The sequence below is a fragment of the Caballeronia sp. LZ062 genome (genome assembly GCF_031450785.1).
GTDB lineage: Bacteria > Pseudomonadota > Gammaproteobacteria > Burkholderiales > Burkholderiaceae > Caballeronia.
This window is the reverse complement of sequence record NZ_JARTWB010000001.1, coordinates 712224-733005: the sequence shown is the minus strand read 5'-3', so window position 1 is coordinate 733005 and position 20782 is coordinate 712224. Positions and strand designations below refer to the sequence as shown.

Here is a 20782-nt window from a genome sequence, read left to right as displayed (position 1 = left end):
AACATGATTCCACTTGAAAGCGAAGGCGCGTTGATCAACGCTTCTTTATGGTCGTGCCTGGCGCATGCCAAGCGGTGACATCCTCTTCCGGACGATCCACCTCGCAACCCCAGTCGAGCGGCTGATCCTGATCGAAGCGCTTGCCGAGTTGCCATGCAATCTCCGCGCGTGCGAGTTGCACGCCCATGTAAAACGCGTGGCCGCCGTCCGCCTCCAGTTTCAGTTCTGGGTACAGCTCGAAAGGATCTGTGGCGATCCGATGCCCCTCGCGGTTATAGACGTGAATGCCTTCGGCGGATACCTGAACGCGAAAGTTACGATCACGTATGGATGCAGCTAGGTCATGGATCTCTTCGGCGCTGTAAGGGAAGGGCCTTTTGGCATGAAGCGCGCACAGGTCGCCCGAAATTCCTTTGGGCAGCGTCTGCGCTTCGCGCGCGGCGTGCATCACGCGTCGCGCGACGTCGGCTTCGCGCACGGCGCGGCGCGCGTGAAGGCTCACGGATGTGGTAAGCACCGCCGCGACACGTAGTTCAGCTGCCATGCCCAGCAGTACCGCGTTGATGCCTGTGGTGTCCGCTTCGGTCAACTCGGTCACGTTACCGATGCCCATCATGATCGAGACATCCGGGTGCCGCTCGCGCAAATCCACATAGCGAGCGATGGATGCCGCGAATCCGAACGGAATCGGATCGAGAATCGGATCGGCGAGGAACGGGCGATGCCGCGCTTTCATGGCGTCGATGGCCGCATCGAGCGATGCCATGTCATGCGGCTCGCGCGGCACCAGTATGGGCGTCGATGCCGTCTCGTCGGCGACCCAAAGCGTATCGATGTTAAGACTCATCAGATAGTCGGCGCCCGCGCGGCCACCGCGCACCAGTTCTTCCGCATGCATCGAATCGACGCTCACGCGGTAGCCCTGCTCCCTCAGCATGGCGACCGCGTCTTCGAGATGCGGAAACGGTGTCGCGGGCAGGCAGCCGATGTCGATCACATCTGCGCCCTGATTCGCGTAGTCGCGCGCACGCGAGGCGATGCCCTCAAGGTCGAGGCGCGGCGCATCGACGATTTCCGCGAAAATCTCCGTCTCGTAGCGCGATAAATCGATATGCCGTGCTTCTTGACCGAAGAACTGCGGCAAGTCCTTCACTTCCTCGGGACCGCGCTCCACTTTCACGCCGTAGAGCGCGGTGAGCGCATCGAGGTCGCCGCGGCATCGTCCCGGCACGATCATGCGACTCGTGCCTTCGCTGAGCGGCACAGCGACGCGCCGGCGAATCATGTCGGCGGTCATGAGTCCCGCCACTTGCAGCCCGATCTCGCGCACTTCCCAAGTAAAGGGCGATGCGGCACTCTGGGGCGCAATGCCTTCGAGCACGCGATAAAGACTCTGCTCCGCGAGCCTGCCGGTCAGGAAGACAATGTGTTCCATGCGAGATTCAGGTCCGAAAGCCGCCGTTCGAGCGCGGCCTTCAGGTCGTCGAGCGTGCGCGCGACGGTCGTATGTTCGATGCGCGCGAGCCGTTCGACGTTATCGAATTCTATTGCGCGCGGCCTGACTTCGACCCATTCGCGCGGCGTTTGCGTAATGACGCTCGGCGCCGTATCACATGCGAAAACGATGCCCGGCACGCATTGCTTGCCGGCCTGCGCGAAGAGATTGGTGGGCAGCGTGTCCGAGATGCCGAGCGCGCACTTCGCGACCGTGTTGCTGGTCGCGGGCGCGATCACGACAGTGTGATAGTCGCCGTGGTACAGCATGCCCACGGGCACGCTACTCGCGCTGTTGTCGCGAAAGACCTTGAAGTGCTCGCGTAGTTTCTTGATAGGCCAGCCATAGAGCGGCAGCACTTCTTCGCCTGCGCGTGAGAGAAAAAGATCGCAACGCGGCAGGCGCAACGCGAGATCGAGCGATTCCTCGATCATGTGGCCGGAACCGGTCACGCACCAGGCGAAGCGTGCGTCGGGTTTGAATTCGTCGAGCCGCCGGGCGGGCGCGTGCTGCGTCATGCGTCGTGCGGCGCCGAAGAATCGTGCGACAGCCGTATATGCAGCCGATGCATCTTGCGGTACAGCGTGTTGCGGCTAATGCCGAGCACCTTTGCGACATTGCTCACGTTCCAGCGATGCTCGTCGAGCAACAGCAGCACGGTCTCGCGTTCCTTCACCTGAATCGCATTGAGCGCAGAGGTGTCGACGTCATCGGTTGAATGAGCGTGCGGCGCAGTGGGTGCAACCGAAGCGCCGACGCTACGCGTTCCATTCGCAATCTCGGGCGGCAGATGCGCGCATCGAATCTCGGGACCGTCGCATAGCGCTATCGCCATTTGCAGCACGTGCCGCAACTGACGGATGTTGCCGGGCCACGGATAGCTCAATAGCGCCTGTCGCGCTTCGGGGCTCAAGGTGGGCGGATCGGCCGATTCCGTTTGCAGAATATGGCTGATGAGCGCGAGCGCGTCGGCGCGTTCGCGCAAGGGCGGCAGATTGATTTCGATACCGTTGAGCCGGTAGTACAGGTCCTCGCGAAACATGCCCGTCTGCACGAGTTCCGCCAGATTGCGGTGACTCGCGCTGATCAACTGGAAGTCCACCTTCACGGTGGTTTCCGCGCCGAGCGGCGTCACTTCGTGTTCTTCGAGCACGCGCAGCAGGCGCGCCTGCAACGCGAGCGGCATATCGCCGATTTCATCGAGAAACAGGGTGCCGCCGTTCGCCTGCACGATCTTGCCGCGCCGTCCTTCCCGCTGTGCGCCCGTGAATGCGCCCGCGCGATATCCGAACAATTCGCTCTCGATGAGATTCTCCGGCAGCGACGCACAGTTCACCGCTACGAACGCGCCCGCTCCGTTCGGGCTGATGCTGTGCAGCGCATTCGCGAAGACTTCTTTGCCGGTGCCCGTTTGCCCACGCAGGATGATCGGGATTTTGCGTTGAATCACGCGTGCAGCAAGCTGGATTTGCGAAGCCATACGCGGATCGCCGAACTCGAGATGCGAGAGTTTGTCGAGACGCCCCGCGCCCGCGTTGTCGCGCGATTCTTTGCGCACGGGTTTCGCACGTGCGTTCGCGTTAGTCGTCAACGCGGAATCGTTCATGAAGATGCGGCTTGCTCCGCTTGCTGCCTCACGCGGCGTTTGCGCGGTGAGAAAGAAGCGGCTGTTGGTCTTCGCGCTGTACACCGTGACCGGATGAAACGATCCGCGTATGCTGCGCGCGATCATATCTTCGAGCGAAGCATTGAACGCTTCTTCGATGCGCTTGCCGCAAAGCTCGGCGGGCGAGCGCAGATCGAGCTGAAAGAGCGCGCTGCGGCTTGCGGCGAGCACGACGCCTTCGTCGCTTACCGCGAGCTTGCCTGCGTGCAATGTGCCGACGAACTCGGGCCGGCTGTGAAAGTGGACGATGTTCGCGTGCCGGTAGCGCGCATCGATCAGACGATTTTCGATCATCTGCCGTGACATGCCGACAAGCACGAGCGAATGCTGTTGCAGGAGTTTCGAGCGGCTAGTCACGTCGAGCACGCCGGCGATCGTGCCGCGTTCATCGAAGATGGGCGCGGCCGAGCACGTGAGCGACGTATAGCGCGGATAGAAGTGCTCGTGCTGGCACACGGCGATGCACTCGCGCTCGATCAGGCACGTGCCCATGCCGTTGGTGCCGGCTTCACGCTCGCTCCAAAGCGCGCCGACGCGCAGACCGTCGGCGGCGACGGCCTCGCCGAACGGCACCGACGACACTTGATGCACGATCACGCCGTCCGCATCGACGAGCACGACGGCGAGTTCCGGATCGGCAAGCTGCTGATACAGCGTCGTCATCTCGAGCTTGGAGCACGCGATGAGATCGCTCGCGGCTTCGCGGCGTTCCGTGAGTTCGCGCGATGTCAGCACGGGCGGCATCACGAAGCGGCCGGGATCGAGATGGAATTCGGTGAGGCACCGCATCCACGATTGCGCGACGGAATCGCTCGCGCGCCGCGTGGCAAGCGGGTTATTGACGATGTTCAGCACTTCCCGGACATGCGTGTCTACGTCAGCTAGCGACGACATGAGGGCGTGTCTCCGTGGCGTTTTCGTTGCGCTCGCGCATGAGCCGCGCGTGCGTGCGACGCCGAATCTGTTCGTGTGACCGCTGGCGCTGCGGCCGTCTGATTGACCTCGTGCTCTTGCCGCACGGGTGCGCGCCTCGTGGCCGGACGTGAATTCGGTCAAGGTTGCCGCCTCAATCGCGCCCGGTTCTCAAAAACTCTACATCCGATGACGCGCCGATTCAATAAGTAGTCGCATAGAGTTGGGCCGTTGCGCGCGGTTTTTGCTTTTCCCTCGCGAGCAGCCAGCGAAAGCAGCGTTTCACACTCGATCCACTCACCGGGCCGCTCGCGCGGCGACACGCATATGGGCCGATTCGATCCGATCCGCGAAGCCGTTCCCGACACGCCGCCACACGCCGCTGAGGATGCCGCGCCGATGGACATCGTTTTTATCGAAGGACTGACGGGGCAGACGGTGATCGGCATCGACAAGACCGAACTGCATGATGCGCAGCCGGTGCGCATGAGTCTCGCCATTGGCGTGCCGTCGCTGCGCGCGTGCACGACGGACCGCATCGAAGACACAGTCAACTACGCTGCGGTGCGCGATGCCATTCACGTACTCCTCGCGTCGCACGGCGTTCAGTTGCTGGAGGCGCTCGCCGAACACATCGCGCAGCTTGTCATCGCGCAGTTCGGCGCGCACTGGGTGAGGGTGTCGCTTGCGAAGCCCGCGAAGTTCGACGATGTCGATGCGGTAGGCGTCGTGATAGAACGGCGTCGCGCGCCGTCAGTGAAGAGCGGACTCGAATGGATCGGCCTTGGTTACGTTCCGCAATAAGCGTGGCGTCCAGCGCTATTTAGCGACCGATGCCGGCTTCACGAGACCGCATGCCTTGAAGGCATCGCGCTGAAGTTCGCGGTACTTCTTCGTCTGCGCCTTCGCGCGATCCACGCGAAACTCGCCGCCGCCTTCGCCGCCCAGCGTTGCGTATTTCGAAAACGTGGATTGCTCGACGAAGTCGTCGTAGGTGAGCACTTGCGCGATCTTGTCGATGGCGCACGAGCACTTATAGACGTTCACGAAGTCATGCCCGTTATCGTCCATGCAGGCGAGCACGTATTCGACGCGGCCTTCGGTCGGATAGTCGTGTCCCTGTGCCGGCACGCCCGCCGCCGCGAATGACAGCGGGCTCGTAAGCGCGACAGAAGCGAACAGGGTCAGGGCGCAGCAACGTGCAGTCATTCGATGAACCTCGTCGTAGTCGATGACGCACGGCCGGCGCGCGATGACGCACGCCGGCCGCGAGGCATATGAACGCGTCAGGCCGCCGCGAACGGATGCGCCACTGATGCTTTGCGCGACACCACTTCCGATGCCTTCGGTTCGCCCGCCACCGCGCGCTGCAGGGCTTCTTTGGTCGCCTGGTAGTTGAACTCCTGGATCTTCTTGTCGTCGGACGCTTCCCAGTGAATGAATACGCCGACACAGATGAAAAGGTCGTCGGCTTCATCGGCGGGAATGGTGCCGTCTTCGACGGAGTCGGCGACCGCGAGCGCCACTGCATGCTGTGCGGGGCCGAACATCTGCACGGCCTGCTTCGCGCCCTTGATCGTGACCTTGTTGAAGAGAATGGTGTTGGGTTTCGTGATGAGATTCGGTGCGACCACGGCCAGCAGCGACGTGAAGCCGTCCTTGTTGTTCGTGAGCGCGTTGCAGAACGCGGTCTCCGCAGCGGAACCTCGCGGTCCGATGATCAAGTCGATATGTGCGACCTCGTTGCCATCGCCGACGAGCGACTCGCCTATCATGACGCGGTTGATCTTGGCCATGCTGTTCCTCCAGTGATTGGTTCTTGGGACGATCGACTTGCTCTAGGCTCATGGCGGCCACGGTCGATAACCCGAAGACCGCGCAAGGCATCTTTGATGCAAACGGCAGCACACAGGGCGGCATAACCGCGTACGTCCTAAACATGAACCGTGCCACTTCACTTGCCCTGCAGTGCGGCAGATCGTGCGCACAACGACTCACACGGTCATGAGCGCGACGAAAATCGTCGCGACTGCGAGGTCGGCGCTCGTCCCGGGATTGATGCCTCGCGCCTTGAGTTCGGCGTCCCATGCATCGAGCGCGGGCGCATTGAGGGGACGACCCGCTGCGCGCCAGTTCGCGCGATGAACGGCGGCATCGCGCGTGACACTTTGCGCCATCGCCGCGCCCGCTTTGCGCACAATGTGCGAGTCGGGCCAGGCACATAAGAAGGTGAGGAATGCATCGAGCATCGCTGATTGCGCGTCGATGATGCTCACGTCTTGCGCCGCGCCGAATACATCGGTGAAGCCGTTCGCGTACTGCCGCGCAATGCTGTCCCGGTCGGCAGCCAGCATCATCGCTGTGCGCAGATCCACGGTCGGCAACGCGTGCACGGATTGTTCGGGCGCTTCTCCGAGACCGCCCGGATTAGCGAGTGCAATCGCGCGATAGGCGAGGCGGGCATCGTCGAGATCGAGCGACGCGAGCACGCGTTGCGTCGCGGCATGCCACTCTTTCGCGTCGATTGCGCGATCCCGCGGCAGACGCTCTAGCGCGGCGCACAACGGCGCGGCAAGCAGCACGATGCCGAGATTCGTGTTGCAGCCGACTGCGTCGGTCGTGCGGCGCACGGCGTCGAGAATGCGCTCGCCCACACTTGCGCCGCGTGCGAAGAGGCCAGCCGCCGCCATTGCTGCGCTTTCGATGAACTGTGCCGCCGTCATGCCGTGTCCCGCGCTCGCGATGCTCACGTTGCCCGGCTTGCGCGTCTCCACGTCGAGCGCACAGGCGCGCAGGAAAGCCGCACGCGCGTGCGCTGGGTCAGGCGCGGGCATCGCCGCTGGCCAGCGCGAGCGTGCGCTGCGATGCAGCGAGCTTGCGGTCGAGCAGATCGTCGGCAAGCAAGGCGGCTATATCGAGTGATGTCACGGATTGCAGCCCGCGCCACGCGGCCACGCCGTTCACTTCGAGCACGAGCGGGCGCCCGCTGGCCGCGATCAGATCGACGCCCGCGTAATCGAGGCCCAGCGCCTGGCTCGCGCGCACGGCCGTGTCGGCGAGCGAGGGCGTCAGTTCAGCCGGCTCGCAACGCGCGCCGCGCGCGAAGTTGTGAATCCAGTCATCGCCGCCTACGCGTTTCATCGCCGCGATCGCCTGCGTGCCGATGACCAGCACGCGCCAGTCGAAGCCGGGATGCCCTGCATCGATATATCGCTGCAAATAGGCCACGCCGTTGAAGTCGTCGAGCGACGGCAGCGGCTCGCTTGTATCGTCGCCGAGTCGCCGCAAGCCCTTGCCTTGCGAGCCGAAAAGCGGCTTCATCACGAGCTTGCGGCTCGCTGCGGCTTCGCGCATCAACACGCGCTTGGCGAATGCGGGCGATTCGCCGGCCCACGTCGCGGGCGTGGGCACGCCATAGCGGTTGAGCAGAAAGCTCGTCATCGACTTGTCGACGCTGCGTTCTATAGCGCGCGCATCGTTATAAACCGGCACGCCGCTTTCGCGCAGCGCGTGCAGAATGCCGAGTCGCAGCGTCACTTGTTCGAACGTGCCGCCCGCGATGCCGCGCACGAACACCGCATCGGGCAGCGCGTGCCCGAAGCCGGGAATCACGAGGCCGTGCGGCGCCCATGTCGTATCGATGCGGCATTCCGCAAGATCGACGCAGCGCGCCTCGACGCCGCGCGCGCGAAAGGCTTTCTTCAGACGACTGGTGTGCCAGCCAGTCTCGTCGGTCATGATCGCGATGCGTGTCATGGCGCCTCTCGCGTCACGTGCCACTGCGCATGAAGCATCGCGTGATCGAGCTTGCCGCCGCGATACGTTGCGCCGCTTTCCAGGCTCGACACCCACGCTTCGGCGGGCGCGAAGAGCGCGGCATCGATTTGATAGAAGTCGTAGTTGAAGGACTTGAATATCTCCGCGAAGGGCTTGCCGTAGTCCCGCGCGTTCAGCGACGGCAGTTCGGCGGCGAGGCGCCTCGCCGCCGCGTCGGTCTTCACGGTCAGATGCACGCGGCCGCCGTAAAGGATCGCGTCGTTGGTGCGGCCCATCGCCTGCGTGTCGTCGGGCGCGGGCGGCGGCAGCGGTGCGCTGCCGCTTGCCTCGACAACCTCGCTCAGATCGACGCCCAGCACATGCGTCTTGTGCAGGGCAACTTCCACGACGCGCGCGACGACCTGCACCGTCCCCGCGACAGAGTGCGTCGGCGTCACCGCGATGACGAGCTTGTCGGGCGCTATGCCGCAGTCGTTGATGACCTTGTCGATGACCACTTGCGGCGGCAGACGATTCACTTCCATGACGAGCGCGCCGCGTTCGTGTCGGTCGCGATAGCCGAGTTCGTCGAAGAGCGGCTCCTTGCAGGCAAGCGCGCGCGCCGGACCTGAGCCGAGCGAGAAGAACTTCTTGCCGCCGGTTTCCTCTTTCGTCGCGGAGAGGCTCCAGCCCGCGTACTGGCTGCCGAGGCAGGCAAGCACGGGATTGGACGTATGCACTTCGATGAAAGTCGGCCAGAGCGGAGCGACATCGAAAGCCGTGCGACGCGCTACGTGCCCGAGCCCGCCCATGCAGATTCGCGCGATCAGGATGCCCGCGTCCGCGCTGCCCGGCGCATCGACGCCTGCATCCACGATGATCGTACCGGCAGGCGTGCGCGTGATGCCGATGTGAAGACGCTCGCTGTACTCGATCAGCTGCGCGACGAGCGGCTCGCTCATCGCGTTGACGCTCAGTCCGGCGGGAAGGGGCGATGTCAGTGTCATGGGCTTAGTGGCTTGTGATGCGTTGCAAGATGCGCGTGCATTCGCTGTCGAGCGAAACGCGCAAGGTGTCGAGTTCGGGCGCGGCGGCCATCATCGTGCAGACAGGCATGCCCGCTTCGATGCGCGCGCCCGGCAGCGGCACGTCGTGGCACGCGGGATCGGCAAAGCAGGCGTCGCTGAACGCCTGCGACACCACGAAGCCTTGCTGCGCGAACACCACGCGTTGTCCCGCGACGAGCGGCGCTCGCTTGAACGCGGTGTCGGTGCGCGGCAAATGACCGTCGAGGCACGCGTCCAGATGCGCTTCGATCAGGCCGTGCGGCCACACATCGGGCCATGCGGCTTCATAGAGCGCCATGGTCGATGAGGGGCGCGTGTTGATTTCGAGCACTTGGAACGAATCGCCGTCGAGCAGAAAGTCGATGCTGCCTAGACCCGTGAGACCGGTTTGCCACACGATCGTTTCGATTGCTTCAACGATGCGCGCCGCCGTATCGCGCGGCAACGTCACGGGTCCCAGCGATCCCGCATGCACGAACGGCAGGTGATGCGCGCTCACGGTGAGCTGTTCCGCGAAGCCGATGACCACGGCCTCGCGATGCGCCGCGATGAACAGCGCGGACATCGAGCGGCCTTGCGCAAGGCGCTGAAAATAGGCGCCGGACGGCAGGACGTCGATATCGCGCGCCCATTCGATATGCGTGCCGCCGCAGCCGTCGCGCCGCTTCACGAGCCAGTCGCGTGCATCGGCGGGACGCGTGAGGCACACATCGGGATGCGCGATGCGGGCTTCATCGAGTAAAGCGAAGAAGCGGCGCGGATCGCGCACGGCCGCAGACTGCGCACCATTGCCGATGAAACGCGGCACCCCCGGCGCGCGACTCAACTCCATGGTATGCGGCTCCAGCCCGCTCGTCACGATGAGGCCGAGCATACGCGGCAGGCGCGCGACGCGTTCCAGGGCATCGTACAGACGCACGCGGTCTATCGACAGGCCATCGCCGCCGATATCGAACCACATGCCCGCGTGCGTGCGCGTATCGCGGTCGCCGAATATATCGAGCGCGACGACGTTCAGGCCGGCGCGCGCGGCTGACTGCGCGAGCAGACGCGCCGACAGTCCCGCCACCGCAACGCGCGGCGCACGCGCGTTCATCACGCGTCCTGTCCCGCGACGATGGCGCGGGCTTCGTCGAATGCCTCGGGAAAACCGAGGTAAACCGGTTTGCCGCCGGTTCTCATGCGCACGAACAAGCGATGCTCGGCCTGATACTTCACGTTGCCGATGGCAAGCGCCCCGATGCCGATTGCATCCGCGCGCGCCGCGCCGGCAAGCGGCTTGCCGTCGTCCATCACGTTCACGCCCGCGATGCCTTCGGGCGGCACGGCATTGACGTCGGCGGCAATCAGCAGATGCTTCGCGTGCGCGATATCCGCAGCGCTCATCACCTGCACGCCGGCGACCGCCGTCGCGAATACGATCTCCGCTCGCGCCAGTTCACGATGCAACTGTTCCGTCGTGCCTGTTGCGACGCCCGACGTAGCGATATCGAAGCGCCGGTTGATCTCGTCGCTCACTTGCGTCGCACGCGATTGACTCGAATGGCTCGCGACCACCACGTCCGCGCCGAGCGACGCCGCCATGGCCGCAGCGACGCGTCCCACTGCGCCGGTGCCGCCGAGAATGAGCACGCGCTTGCCGTCCAGCCCGACGTGATGCACGGCCTTCAGGTGCTTCTCCGCCAGCGCGACCAGTGCGGCGGCGGTCGTATAGGCACCGCTCGGATCAGCAAACACGGAGACTTCGAAGGGCGGCACCATCGCGTTGCGCGCGCGCTCGAGCATGTCGGCGGCGAGCATCACGTCGCGTCCGCCGAGGAAGATTCCCGTGCGCGACACGCCCTTCGGTCCGCGCGAGAAGATGGCGTCCTGTGTGAGTTGCACGACGCTGCCCTCATCGACGTTGCAGTACGGCACGACGATTTGATAACCGGCATCCGCCGCCATGTTCACATCGAAGGGACTCATCTGCGGCGTGCTCGTGAACATGTGCAGCACGTAGGGTCTTTCGGCGGCATCGGGCATGGTCTGGACTCTGTCGGAAGGTGAATGACGCGTTGCAGCGCGCAATCACGCAGCATTCGCGCCTGGCGTACGGCAAGCGCCTGCGCGCCACGTTGCACCGCGATTGCGTGCGCTGGCGATGGAGAAGTTCAGCGATGCGTCCGGGGCGGCGCGTCGTGCCGTGGCGAGCGCGCGCTCGGCGTGCTGTGCGCTTGCGACGAACGCAAAGCCGACCGGTCCCCACGACGTCTGCCCAATGCCGGCCTTCTGGTCGGCGGCGACGGCTTGCAGCGCGCGCGCCACGGCCGGGCTCGCGAACACGCCGCCTTGTGCGGGCGCGAAGTATTCGCCGATGGTCTGCTGCATGTCGCAGATGGCATCGGCGAAGGGCTCGAATTCGCATTCGGCGACGGCAGGCAGAAGGCGCATCAAGACGAGATGCGCGAGGTGTGCGGCGAGCGCGGCGGGAAAGGGCGCGAGCGATGCAAGGCCGCGCTTTTCGGCGTCGCCGTGCAGGCCTTCGCGCGAGGTATCGTCGACGAGCAGCACGCGCCAGGCATCGGGAAAACACTGACGTGCGAGCAGCGGCGGCAGCGTCGTGTTTTCGCTGTGCGCGTTGCTGCGTCCGCCATCGACGATCAGTCCGCCGTGATCGAACCCGTGTATGCCGATGCCTGAGCGCGCACCGCGTCCGAGCATGCGCGCGATGTCCGCCGTAGCGAGATCGTGGCCGGTCACGCGGGCGAATGCAGTGCCGAGCGCCAGTGCGAGCTGCGTGCCGGAGCCGAGGCCTGTGTGCGCGCGGGGCGTTTCGTGCACTTCGATGTCGATGGGCTGTGTCACGCCTAGCGCGGCGTGGAGTTGCTTCAAGTACGCTTCGATCCGTTCGTGCTGTGCCTGCGTCGATGCCCCGTGTATGCGCGCTTTGTGTTGCGCCCGCCGTGCGGTGATACGCGTGCCATGCGTATCGATGACCAGTCCCACGCTGCCGAAGGCACGGCCCAGCGAACCGTTCGGATCGATGAAGCCGAGATGCAGTCGCGCAAACGCCGAAAGGGTGATCGCGGGGGGCGGCGATAGGCGGCCGGGGGTGGGCATCGGGCGTTGGTTCCTTTTTGGGCTTTCGCTTTGCGGTAGGCAAAAGGTGTACCAATTTGATTTGCTCGCGCTTGTGTTGTCGTTCTTTTTCTTTTTCTTCTTCTTTTTTTTCTTCGCGATAGAGGCAGCGCGAAGAAGCGCCACAAGAACGGCGCACCAATGGACCGACACGAAAGACGCAGCACAAAGAGCGTTGCGGCGGAAAGCACGAACCCCGCCCCGGAAGGGACAATCTAATCGTATTTGATATAGCGAAACCGCTGATCGTCCACGGGCGTCCCCGAAAGCGGCCCACCCTCAAGCGCAGGCTGCCACTGCACAAACTCTTCGATCTTGGATGCCAGCGCAAAGTCCTTATCCGTAATGCCTTTAGCAGAATGCGTCTTCAGCTTGACGACAACGAAGGCATAAGAAACGGTAAGGTCCGGATGATGCCACGCCGCTTCAGCAAGATGCCCCACCGCGTTGACGACCATTAGCGTCCCCTTCCAGCCTTCCGTGCGGAATTTGCGCCTGAGCCACCCGTCCTCGAAATACCAGTGCTTGAGAGCACCGCCCAAACGTTCGGCAATCTCCGCTTCGGAATACACCTTCTCCGCTTGAGCCATGGCAGGTCCTCGAACGATACGTGAATGACTCAGTATGCGCGCCTTGATCCAACGCATTCAAGCGAAGCAATCGCTGCTGCGGCGCGTCACAACCGAAGTGGCTCCAGCATTCTGTTTCGCGGATTTGACACAGTATGTCTCGCAATACAGCGCGGTGGAGGTCGTGACCGCATCAGATTGCCGCGCCATCGCCAAGCCCGTGCATACACATTAAACCGGCATGGAATATGCAAACCGCGTCGATACGCATGCTCCCGGCCATGACCGGGCACAGCGTAGATCGTTACCTGCATTGAGAAGGCGCGCACGATGCATCCCGGTAGCGTGGTCATCCCTGGGTCGGAGGCATCACCATTCTGGAGGAGACATGAACTTACGCACCCTGGTTCTTGGACTGGCGGTGGTTGCGACGGCAAGCCTCAATTCATATGTCGCGCAGGCCGATCCGCAACTCGACAGTCTCATCAAGAATCCTTCTAATTGGGCGGCGCAAGCGGGCGATTACTCGAATCACCGCTATAGCACACTCAAGCAGATCAACGAAAACAACGTCGGCAAATTGCAGGTCGCCTGGACCATGTCCACCGGCGTGCTGCGCGGGCACGAGGGATCGCCGCTCGTTATCGGCGACACGATGTACATTCATTCGCCGTTTCCCAACAAAGTCATCGCGATCAACCTGAAGGACCAGACCTTCATCTGGCAATACCAGCCCAAGCAGGATCAGCAAGTCATTTCGGTGATGTGCTGCGATACGGTCAACCGCGGTCTTGCCTACGGCGACGGCAAAATCTTTCTCCAGCAAGCCGATACCAAACTCGTTGCGCTCGATGCCAAGACCGGCGATGTCGTATGGAGCGCGCAGAACGGCGATCCGAAGAAGGGGGAGACGAATACCAATGCGCCGCACGTATTCGGCGACAAGGTGCTGACGGGCATCTCCGGCGGCGAGTTTGGGGTGCGCGGGCGTCTCGTTGCGTACAACATCAAGGACGGCAAGGAAGTCTGGAAAGCGTACAGCACAGGCCCGGACGATGAAATGCTTCTGGACCCGCAGCAAACCATGACCTGGTCCGACGGAAAGATGATGCCGGTGGGCGCGGACTCGTCGACCAAGAGCTGGCAGGGCGACCAATGGAAATACGGCGGCGGCACCACGTGGGGATGGTACGCATGGGACCCGAAACTCAACCTCGTCTACTACGGCACGGGTAATCCCGGCACATGGAACCCGACGCAGCGTCCGGGCGACAACAAATGGTCCATGTCCATCTTCGCGCGCGACCTCAACACCGGCAAAGCGAAATGGGTCTATCAAATGACGCCCCACGATGAATGGGACTATGACGGCGTCAACGAAATGATCCTGTCGGACCTCAGCATCGGCGGCAAGCGCGTACCTGCTATCGTTCACTTCGACCGTAACGGCTTCGGCTATACGTTGAATCGCGAAACCGGCGAACTGCTCGTCGCGCAGAAATACGACCCGGCAGTGAACTGGGCCGATAGCGTCGATGTCAAGAGCGGCCTGCCCATTCGCAATGCGAGCTACTCGACGCAACAGGCTGGACCGGATCACAACGTAAAGGGTATCTGCCCAGCCGCGCTCGGATCGAAGGATCAGCAGCCTGCCGCATACGATCCGAACTCGAGTCTCTTCCTCGTGCCGACGAATCACGTCTGTATGGACTACGAACCGTTCCAAGTGGATTACGTGTCCGGTCAGCCGTTCGTCGGTGCGACGCTCTCGATGTATCCGGGTCCGAATGAGAACGGTGCAATGGGCAACTTCATCGCGTGGGACGCGGCTAGGGGCAAGATCGCGTGGTCGAAGCCGGAGCGTTTCTCGGTGTGGTCCGGCGCGCTCGCCACGGCGGGCGGCATCGTGTTCTACGGCACGCTCGAAGGCTATATCAAGGCGGTGCGCATCAAGGACGGCAAGGAGCTGTGGAAGTTCAAGACGCCGTCCGGCATCATCGGGAACGTGTTCACGTACCAGTATCAGGGCAAGCAATTCGTCGGTGTTTATTCGGGGATCGGCGGCTGGGCCGGCATCGGCATGGCGGCGGGACTCGAAAAGTCGACGGAAGGCCTCGGCGCGGTAGGCGGCTATCGCGAACTGGCGAAGTACACGGCGCTCGGCGGAACGCTCTTCGTTTTCGCTATCCCGAGTTGATGCAGCGGTCACGCGCGGCGGCATGGCGGCGCCGTCGCGCGAATAAAGGCCTTAGCTAAAAGACTTATTCAAGGAGACAAGCGAATGAAAGGCCGATTCATCTTGGTGCTGTCGATAGCGCTCGTTGCGTCATCCATGCCATTCGCTCAGACCAGTTCAGGGCAGATGAAGCCGGTGGCGTATCAGGTCGTCGATGGCAACAAGGTCGACAACGATACGCTACAAGGGTGGCGTACCTGGCGCGCGCTCGCGTGCGAACGTTGTCATGGAGCGAAGCAGGAAGGTCTGGTCGGCCCCTCGCTGGTCGATGCTTTCAAGACGCTCGACAAGAACGAATTCCATCGCACCGTGTTTGGCGGACGCGTCGATAAAGGCATGCCCGATTTCAGCGCGAGCCAGATGATGCAGAAGAACTGGGAGAATCTTTACGCCTATTTGAAAGGGCGCTCGGACGGCAAGATCAATCCGGGCGACCTGCAAGCGATCGATGCAAAATGAATTCGCTGCATGCTCGACGGCAAGCCGGCGCACGATGAGCGCGTTCACTCCCGGAGGCTTCATGTCTCAGCGCAAGACGAGTCGTACGGTGTGGCTCCGATGTATTGCCGCAATGCTTACGGTGCTAGCGACGCAGGCCGCCTACGCGCAGGGCGCGGGTGGGCCGCCGCCGAGTCTGCCGAACAATGACGGCGCGGACGGCGTCCTGAGGGTATGCGCCGATCCCAACAACATGCCACTTTCGAACCAAAAGGGAGAAGGCTTCGAAAATAAGATCGCGAGCCAGATGGCGAGTGATTTCGGCTACAAGCTCGAATACACGTTCTATCCGCAGCGCATGGGCTTCGTGCGAAATACGCTGCGTGACAAGGTGCCGAATACGGAGCAATATAAATGCGATCTGATTATCGGCGTCCCCAAGGGCTATGAACTGACGGCAACGACGCGGCCCTATCTGCATTCCACTTACGCCATGGTATTCCCGAACCGACCGGAGTTCGCGAACATCAAGACGCCTGCGGATCTCATGAATCTGCCGCCGGAACAACTGAAAAAATTGAAGCTCGGCATCTTCGTGAAGAGCCCGGCGGTGGACTGGCTGCTCCGGAATAATCTCATCGAGCAGGCAGTGTCGTATCAGGGACAAAGCGGAGACCCTGAAGCGTTTCCGGGCGAGATGATCGAGCACGACCTGACGCAAGGCAATGTCGATGCCGCGTTCGTCTGGGGGCCGATCGCCGGATACTTCGTCAATCGTTCGGATAACAAAGTAAGGCTCGTGCCATTTCCGCCGCAACCCGGCATTCGCTTCGACTTCGAAATCTCCATGGGCGTGCGCTACGGAGAGAAGGCTTGGCGTGACAAGGTGGACAACTGGATTGCGTCGAATCAGCCGAAGATCGACCAGATCCTGACCAGCTATCAGGTTCCATTGCTGCCGCTGCAGCCGATGCAGCCTGTGCAAGCGCAATGAGAGCGCACCCGGTGTTGCTTCGCGCGCTGGTGGCCGCTTGCGCACTCGGTTTTATGCAAGCGCCCGCCGCGTTCGCCGCAGGTTCGGATCCGGCTCCGGCCCCAGGTGGGGACATTGCGCCTGCGGAGCGCCTGCTGTTCATGCAGCCGCATATGAACGGTGTGGAGCCGCAGACGGAGCTGGACTACGCGGTCGACTATTCAGGCCCGCCCGCGAAGGTCAGCGATACCGTCCGTGTGCTCGTCTTGAGTCCCGGAAACAGTAAGAACGATGCGCGCGTCACGGATCGTACGGGTTCGGTGCAGGTGCCGGGTGGATTACCTTGCAATCCGGTCATCATCTACTTTCTGGAGCACGACATAGCCGAGATGGAGCAATTGACAGGCGGACAGCGGCGCTACTTCCAGCAGCGCGTTCGCCTTGCCTTAGCGGCTGGTCCGGCAATCACGCCCGTATCGAGCGATGCGCTTGGCATCGGCGGCGGCAAGCATGTCAAGGCGCGTCAGGTCGTCATTCAGCCGTACCTAAACGATCCCAACGCGGAACGCTTCGCCCAATACATCGGCAAGCGCTATACCTTTGTGATTGCTGATGACGTGCCCGGCGGTGTTCTCATGATCCGCACGGAGGTGCCGGGTGCGCGCAACGACTTCGCGCATCCACTGCAGAAGGAAACCATCGCTTATCAGGGCGCGCTCAGGAATCTGACGCCGCCCGCCGGCGCGCCAACGAAGGCGGGCAACATTCCGCGCGCAAGCCGGTAATATTTCTTTCGTGGCGGATCGCATGAACTTTGTCCGCTCGCTTACGCTGCGCCAGCTCCAAATCTTCGTCATCACGACGCGTTGCCCGAGCTTCGCGCGCGCAGCGGAAGAACTTCATCTGACGCAGCCCGCAGTGTCGATGCAAATCAAGCAGCTCGAAGATGCCGTAGGCTTGCCGCTGTTCGAGCGTGTCGCTCGCCGGCTGTCACTAACTGAAGCAGGCGAGCGGTTGCAACATCACGCAAGCCGCATTCTCGGCGAGATAAAGGACGCGGAAGACGCGATGATGTCGCTCACGCAAGCGGATAGCGGCTCCATTGCGGTGAGCATCGTGAGTTCGGCGACTTACTTTGCGCCCAAGCTGCTTGCGCTCTATTCACAGCAGTTCCCGAAGGTGAACGTGCAGTTCTCCGTGGGCAACCGCGAGACTTTGCTCAGGTTGCTACAGGACAATGCGACGGACCTCGCCATCATGGGACGCCCGCCGCCCGAACTGGGCACGACGGCAGAGCCGCTTGCCTGTCATCCGCATGTGATCGTCGCGCCCTTATCGCATCCGTTGCGATACGCGCGACGCTTCGATATGCAGGAACTCGCTAACGATACCTTTCTGCTGCGTGAGCCGGGTTCGGGCACGCGTGCAGTGGCTGAGCACGTCTTCAGGCAGAACCTTTTCGTTCCAACGCGAAGTGTCACGCTCGGAAGCAATGAGACCATCAAGCAGGCGGTCATGGCCGGAATGGGCGTGAGCCTGATCTCTCTGCATACGCTCGGGCTCGAATTGCGCACGGGCGAGATCGCTGTGCTGGACGTGAACGGCACACCGGTCGAGCGAACCTGGCAACTCGTGCATTCGCGCTCGAAGCAGCTATCGCCTACATGCGTCGCCTTTCGGCGCTTTTTGCTTGAACATGCCGAGCCGTTTCTGGAGCGCGAGTACGCACAATATGGCTTGCTGCGTCCGAAGCGTCTCGTCGATGCGGACAATGTTCGATGAGCGCCGCACGCGCGTGGCGCGCATTGGCGCTCTTCGCGCTTCTGGTGGGACACGCCCGGGCCGAGCCGCCGCTCCCGGTGCAAGAGATTGCGCCCGGCAACTACGCGCATCGCGCACATGATGACGTTGCAACGCGCGCGAACAAGGGCGATATCGCCAACGTGGGCTTCATAGTCGGCACGCGTTGCGTCGCTGTCATCGACACGGGCGGCACGCTCGCCGAAGGGCGCGCGCTCAGGGAAGCGGTGCGCAAGGTCACGTCCTTGCCGGTGTGCTTCGTCATCAACACGCACATGCATCCCGACCATATCTTCGGCAACGCAGCGTTCGTGAACGATCATCCGCAGTTCGTCGGAAGCGTGAAACTGACGCAAGCGGAGGCATCGCGGGCGCAGAACTATCTTCGCGTGCTCAATCGCGAACTGGGAGACATCGCCACCGGCAGTGAGATCATTCCGCCGACGAGAACAGTGGATGGCACGGCGACGCTCGATCTCGGCGATCGCGCTCTCAGGCTGCAAACTTGGCAAACAGCGCATACCAACAACGACATGACGGTATACGATGAGAAGAGCGGCACGCTATGGACCGGCGATCTGCTTTTCGTGCGCTGCATTCCGGTGGTGGACGGAAGTGTCGTCGGCTGGCTGGACGACATCGCGCGCATTAAGCAGATGAATCCGCGGCATGTCGTGCCGGGGCATGGTCCACTCGATCCACCGTGGCCGCAGGCGCTCGAAGCGGAAGAACATTACCTCGCTGACCTCGCGCACGGCGTGCGCGAGGCCATCAAGCGCGGTGAGACCATTCAGCAGGCCGTGGATACCATCGGCCTCGATCAGCAGGATACGTGGTTGTTGTACGAGATCTATCATCGCCGCAACGTGACGGCGGCGTATGCGGAGCTCGAGTGGGAGCAGTAGCAGGCAGCATGGAGGACATCATGATGACCGATACGCCTTGCCCTGTGCGCGAACGCGCGGCACCGTTCTTCGCGACGATCGCGTTACTGACATTGCTCGCGCCCTGCATGGCGCAAGCCGCACAGCCGGATGACGACCCTGACAAGGTCGCCCGCTGGCTTGACTTCAAGGAAGGTGCATTCAAGGGCCGCACCGTCGATGCGCATGGCGATTCCGTCATCAAGCTCGACGCCCCGGCGCGTGCTGCGGATGCCGCGGTCGTTCCGATCGAAATCAACGCACAATTCGCTCAAAGCCCGAATCATTACATCAAGAAGATTCATCTCTTCATCGACGAGAATCCCGAGCCTTACGCGGGCTATTTCGAATTCACTCCCGAGTCGGGGCTTGCCAGCATCGAGACGCGCGTGCGCGTGGAAGACTATACGTTCATGCGCGCCATTGCCGAAACGAACGACGGGCACTTGTATAGCGCGGTGCGCTTCGTGAAGGCATCGGGCGGATGTTCGGCGCCGGCCGACAAGGACGAGGACGCCGCCGAACGCGCCGCAGGCGCGGTGCGCTTGCAGTCCGAGGGCAGAGCAGTCGTCGACAAACCGCAACTCGCGCAAGTGATGGTGCGGCACCCGAACCGCACGGGCATGGCGATGAATCAGATCACGCGCAACTACGCGACGGCTTATTTCATTCGCAAGGTCGCCGTCACGTATGCAGATAGACCCGTGATGACCGCGAACGTCAACTTCTCGATTAGCGAGAACCCAAATTTCCGTTTCTATTTCCTACCTAACGGCAATGGCGAATTGAAAGTGCATGTGGAAGACACCAAAAACAAGCAGTTCGAAAGCGCTATCGCTATCGAAACGCAAGCCGCTGGACAAGCGTCGGCAATGAAATGACGCTGCGCTCGATCAAGCCGCTGACAGTCGCGCTGATTGTCGCATCGAGCGCATTGGCGAAGTTCGCGATGGCCGCGCTCGCCGGCATGCCCGCGCCCATCAACATCGCGCCGGGGGTGTATGCGTTCATCGGCAGGGGCGACGCCGTTGCGCCGGAGAATCACGGCATCGTCGCGAATAATGGCTTTATCGTGGGAAAGAGCGGAGTGACGGTGATCGACACGGGGCCGTCTTATCGCTACGGCCGTGCGATGATCGAAGCTATTCGCAAAGTGACACCCTTGCCCGTGACGCTCGTCATCATCACGCATCAGGCGCCCGAATTCGTCTTCGGTGCAGCCGCCTTTCGCGACCAGAATGTGCCGATACTCGCGCATGTTCGGGCTGCCCAGTTGATACACGACCGCTGCTCGATTTGTCTCGCCAATCTGCGTAAGACACTGGGCGACGATGAAATGGCGGGCTCGCGCGTGACCGTACCGAATCGCACCATCGACGGAACGACTGAATTGGAAAGCGGCGGCCGCAAGCTGCAATTGCTCCATTTCGGCCCGGCAAGCACGCCCGGCGATCTGGCCGTGCTCGATACGCAAACCGGCGTTCTCTTTGCCGGAAGTCTCGTTTCCAATGGCCGAATTCCCGAGCTGCGCAACGAGCAGATACCGGGCTGGCTGGGTGCGCTGGAAAGCCTTCGTGCGCTCGATCTGAATACCGTCGTGCCGGCCTTCGGCCCGCCTGTGCGGGGCGACGACATTATGCAGACAGGTGTGTATCTTCGCGAACTGGATGCGTCTGTGAAGCAGGCGTACAAAAGCGGTATGGGACTGACGCAGGCTATGCACACGGTACAGGTGCCTGCATTCCGGGGCTATAAGCTCTATACGAGGGCACAGCCGCAAAACGTGCAGCGCCTTTATCTTCAACTGGAGAAGCAATAGTCCGTTCC

Annotated in this window: 21 protein-coding genes; 9 read left to right on the top strand and 12 right to left on the bottom strand. The window is 62.4% G+C overall.

Annotated elements, in window-relative coordinates; all coding sequences use genetic code 11:
• Positions 1 to 34 precede the first annotated feature (34 nt).
• From P9239_RS03440 to P9239_RS03430, 3 genes are read right to left on the bottom strand one after another with little or no spacing between them, the layout of a single operon-like run.
• A complete protein-coding gene (locus P9239_RS03440; RefSeq protein ID WP_309749092.1) occupies positions 35 to 1435 on the bottom strand; it encodes a DUF6513 domain-containing protein in 1401 nt (466 codons plus the stop codon).
• Entirely contained in the window at positions 1414 to 2013 is a 600-nt protein-coding gene (locus P9239_RS03435) for a flavoprotein (RefSeq protein ID WP_309749091.1), read from the bottom strand. Before P9239_RS03435 ends, P9239_RS03440 begins: the two co-directional genes overlap by 22 nt.
• On the bottom strand, positions 2010 to 4055 hold the full coding sequence (locus tag P9239_RS03430) for a sigma-54-dependent Fis family transcriptional regulator (RefSeq protein ID WP_309749090.1): 2046 nt from the start codon (positions 4053 to 4055) through the stop codon (positions 2010 to 2012). Before P9239_RS03430 ends, P9239_RS03435 begins: the two co-directional genes overlap by 4 nt.
• Before the next feature lie 345 nt (positions 4056 to 4400).
• Between P9239_RS03430 and P9239_RS03425 the strand changes: the two genes are divergently transcribed.
• Entirely contained in the window at positions 4401 to 4877 is a 477-nt protein-coding gene (locus P9239_RS03425) for a dihydroneopterin aldolase (protein WP_309749089.1), read from the top strand.
• A 15-nt stretch (positions 4878 to 4892) separates the two neighbouring features.
• Here the strand turns inward: P9239_RS03425 and P9239_RS03420 are convergent, their stop codons facing one another.
• From P9239_RS03420 to P9239_RS03380, 9 genes are all read right to left on the bottom strand, one after another.
• Positions 4893 to 5282, bottom strand: coding sequence for a hypothetical protein (locus P9239_RS03420; RefSeq protein WP_309749088.1), 390 nt, complete (start codon positions 5280 to 5282; stop codon positions 4893 to 4895).
• A 77-nt stretch (positions 5283 to 5359) separates the two neighbouring features.
• A complete protein-coding gene (gene fae, locus P9239_RS03415; protein ID WP_309749086.1) occupies positions 5360 to 5869 on the bottom strand; it encodes a formaldehyde-activating enzyme in 510 nt (169 codons plus the stop codon).
• A 198-nt stretch (positions 5870 to 6067) separates the two neighbouring features.
• Positions 6068 to 6907, bottom strand: coding sequence for a triphosphoribosyl-dephospho-CoA synthase (locus P9239_RS03410; protein WP_309749085.1), 840 nt, complete (start codon positions 6905 to 6907; stop codon positions 6068 to 6070).
• The gene (locus tag P9239_RS03405; RefSeq protein ID WP_309749084.1) at positions 6894 to 7829 is read right to left on the bottom strand and encodes a RimK family alpha-L-glutamate ligase; all 936 of its coding nucleotides are present in this window, start codon (positions 7827 to 7829) and stop codon (positions 6894 to 6896) included. The genes P9239_RS03410 and P9239_RS03405 overlap by 14 nt, the downstream gene beginning before the upstream one ends.
• Positions 7826 to 8836 (bottom strand): methenyltetrahydromethanopterin cyclohydrolase, encoded by a 1011-nt coding sequence (gene mch, locus P9239_RS03400; protein WP_309749083.1) that lies wholly within the window; start codon positions 8834 to 8836, stop codon positions 7826 to 7828. The genes P9239_RS03405 and mch overlap by 4 nt, the downstream gene beginning before the upstream one ends.
• Positions 8837 to 8840: 4 nt before the next feature.
• The gene (locus P9239_RS03395) at positions 8841 to 9992 is read right to left on the bottom strand and encodes an ATP-grasp domain-containing protein (RefSeq protein WP_309749081.1); all 1152 of its coding nucleotides are present in this window, start codon (positions 9990 to 9992) and stop codon (positions 8841 to 8843) included.
• Positions 9992 to 10921, bottom strand: coding sequence for a methylenetetrahydromethanopterin dehydrogenase (locus P9239_RS03390; protein WP_309749080.1), 930 nt, complete (start codon positions 10919 to 10921; stop codon positions 9992 to 9994). Before P9239_RS03390 ends, P9239_RS03395 begins: the two co-directional genes overlap by 1 nt.
• 45 nt (positions 10922 to 10966) lie before the next feature.
• Positions 10967 to 11998, bottom strand: a complete 1032-nt coding sequence (locus P9239_RS03385; RefSeq protein ID WP_309749079.1) for a beta-ribofuranosylaminobenzene 5'-phosphate synthase family protein — start codon at positions 11996 to 11998, stop codon at positions 10967 to 10969.
• Between the two features lie 233 nt (positions 11999 to 12231).
• Complete coding sequence (locus tag P9239_RS03380; protein ID WP_309749078.1) at positions 12232 to 12606, bottom strand: 4a-hydroxytetrahydrobiopterin dehydratase; 375 nt, start codon at positions 12604 to 12606, stop codon at positions 12232 to 12234.
• Between the two features lie 367 nt (positions 12607 to 12973).
• Here P9239_RS03380 and P9239_RS03375 point away from each other — a divergent pair, with 367 nt between their 5' ends.
• The 8 genes from P9239_RS03375 to P9239_RS03340 all read left to right on the top strand — a co-directional run bounded on the left by P9239_RS03375 (position 12974) and on the right by P9239_RS03340 (position 20774).
• Positions 12974 to 14782 (top strand): methanol/ethanol family PQQ-dependent dehydrogenase, encoded by a 1809-nt coding sequence (locus P9239_RS03375; RefSeq protein WP_309749077.1) that lies wholly within the window; start codon positions 12974 to 12976, stop codon positions 14780 to 14782.
• Positions 14783 to 14917: 135 nt separating this feature from the next.
• Positions 14918 to 15280 carry a c-type cytochrome gene (locus tag P9239_RS03370; RefSeq protein WP_404980176.1) on the top strand — a complete coding sequence of 121 codons (363 nt, stop codon included), beginning with the start codon at positions 14918 to 14920 and terminating at the stop codon, positions 15278 to 15280.
• 112 nt (positions 15281 to 15392) lie between these two features.
• Entirely contained in the window at positions 15393 to 16253 is an 861-nt protein-coding gene (locus P9239_RS03365; protein ID WP_309749609.1) for a substrate-binding domain-containing protein, read from the top strand.
• A complete protein-coding gene (locus P9239_RS03360) occupies positions 16250 to 17017 on the top strand; it encodes a hypothetical protein (RefSeq protein WP_404980145.1) in 768 nt (255 codons plus the stop codon). Before P9239_RS03365 ends, P9239_RS03360 begins: the two co-directional genes overlap by 4 nt.
• 22 nt (positions 17018 to 17039) lie before the next feature.
• Positions 17040 to 18014, top strand: a complete 975-nt coding sequence (locus P9239_RS03355) for a LysR family transcriptional regulator (protein WP_309749075.1) — start codon at positions 17040 to 17042, stop codon at positions 18012 to 18014.
• Positions 18011 to 18937 carry a quinoprotein relay system zinc metallohydrolase 2 gene (locus P9239_RS03350; protein WP_309749074.1) on the top strand — a complete coding sequence of 309 codons (927 nt, stop codon included), beginning with the start codon at positions 18011 to 18013 and terminating at the stop codon, positions 18935 to 18937. Before P9239_RS03355 ends, P9239_RS03350 begins: the two co-directional genes overlap by 4 nt.
• Positions 18925 to 19836 (top strand): quinoprotein dehydrogenase-associated SoxYZ-like carrier, encoded by a 912-nt coding sequence (locus P9239_RS03345; protein WP_309749073.1) that lies wholly within the window; start codon positions 18925 to 18927, stop codon positions 19834 to 19836. The genes P9239_RS03350 and P9239_RS03345 overlap by 13 nt, the downstream gene beginning before the upstream one ends.
• Positions 19833 to 20774: an MBL fold metallo-hydrolase gene (locus P9239_RS03340; RefSeq protein WP_309749072.1), complete on the top strand. Its 942-nt coding sequence runs from the start codon at positions 19833 to 19835 to the stop codon at positions 20772 to 20774. The genes P9239_RS03345 and P9239_RS03340 overlap by 4 nt, the downstream gene beginning before the upstream one ends.
• The last annotated feature ends 8 nt before the right edge of the window (positions 20775 to 20782 follow it).

Excerpts from the sequence above, each read along its gene's own strand:
- P9239_RS03440 (WP_309749092.1), bottom strand. The coding sequence starts at position 1,435 with ATGGAACACATTGTCTTCCTGACCGGCAGGCTCGCGGAGCAGAGTCTT.
- P9239_RS03435 (WP_309749091.1), bottom strand. The coding sequence starts at position 2,013 with ATGACGCAGCACGCGCCCGCCCGGCGGCTCGACGAATTCAAACCCGAC.
- P9239_RS03430 (WP_309749090.1), bottom strand. The coding sequence starts at position 4,055 with ATGTCGTCGCTAGCTGACGTAGACACGCATGTCCGGGAAGTGCTGAAC.
- P9239_RS03425 (WP_309749089.1), top strand. The coding sequence starts at position 4,401 with ATGGGCCGATTCGATCCGATCCGCGAAGCCGTTCCCGACACGCCGCCA.
- P9239_RS03420 (WP_309749088.1), bottom strand. The coding sequence starts at position 5,282 with ATGACTGCACGTTGCTGCGCCCTGACCCTGTTCGCTTCTGTCGCGCTT.
- fae (WP_309749086.1), bottom strand. The coding sequence starts at position 5,869 with ATGGCCAAGATCAACCGCGTCATGATAGGCGAGTCGCTCGTCGGCGAT.
- P9239_RS03410 (WP_309749085.1), bottom strand. The coding sequence starts at position 6,907 with ATGCCCGCGCCTGACCCAGCGCACGCGCGTGCGGCTTTCCTGCGCGCC.
- P9239_RS03405 (WP_309749084.1), bottom strand. The coding sequence starts at position 7,829 with ATGACACGCATCGCGATCATGACCGACGAGACTGGCTGGCACACCAGT.
- mch (WP_309749083.1), bottom strand. The coding sequence starts at position 8,836 with ATGACACTGACATCGCCCCTTCCCGCCGGACTGAGCGTCAACGCGATG.
- P9239_RS03395 (WP_309749081.1), bottom strand. The coding sequence starts at position 9,992 with ATGAACGCGCGTGCGCCGCGCGTTGCGGTGGCGGGACTGTCGGCGCGT.
- P9239_RS03390 (WP_309749080.1), bottom strand. The coding sequence starts at position 10,921 with ATGCCCGATGCCGCCGAAAGACCCTACGTGCTGCACATGTTCACGAGC.
- P9239_RS03385 (WP_309749079.1), bottom strand. The coding sequence starts at position 11,998 with ATGCCCACCCCCGGCCGCCTATCGCCGCCCCCCGCGATCACCCTTTCG.
- P9239_RS03380 (WP_309749078.1), bottom strand. The coding sequence starts at position 12,606 with ATGGCTCAAGCGGAGAAGGTGTATTCCGAAGCGGAGATTGCCGAACGT.
- P9239_RS03375 (WP_309749077.1), top strand. The coding sequence starts at position 12,974 with ATGAACTTACGCACCCTGGTTCTTGGACTGGCGGTGGTTGCGACGGCA.
- P9239_RS03370 (WP_404980176.1), top strand. The coding sequence starts at position 14,918 with ATGCCATTCGCTCAGACCAGTTCAGGGCAGATGAAGCCGGTGGCGTAT.
- P9239_RS03365 (WP_309749609.1), top strand. The coding sequence starts at position 15,393 with ATGCTTACGGTGCTAGCGACGCAGGCCGCCTACGCGCAGGGCGCGGGT.
- P9239_RS03360 (WP_404980145.1), top strand. The coding sequence starts at position 16,250 with ATGAGAGCGCACCCGGTGTTGCTTCGCGCGCTGGTGGCCGCTTGCGCA.
- P9239_RS03355 (WP_309749075.1), top strand. The coding sequence starts at position 17,040 with ATGAACTTTGTCCGCTCGCTTACGCTGCGCCAGCTCCAAATCTTCGTC.
- P9239_RS03350 (WP_309749074.1), top strand. The coding sequence starts at position 18,011 with ATGAGCGCCGCACGCGCGTGGCGCGCATTGGCGCTCTTCGCGCTTCTG.
- P9239_RS03340 (WP_309749072.1), top strand. The coding sequence starts at position 19,833 with ATGACGCTGCGCTCGATCAAGCCGCTGACAGTCGCGCTGATTGTCGCA.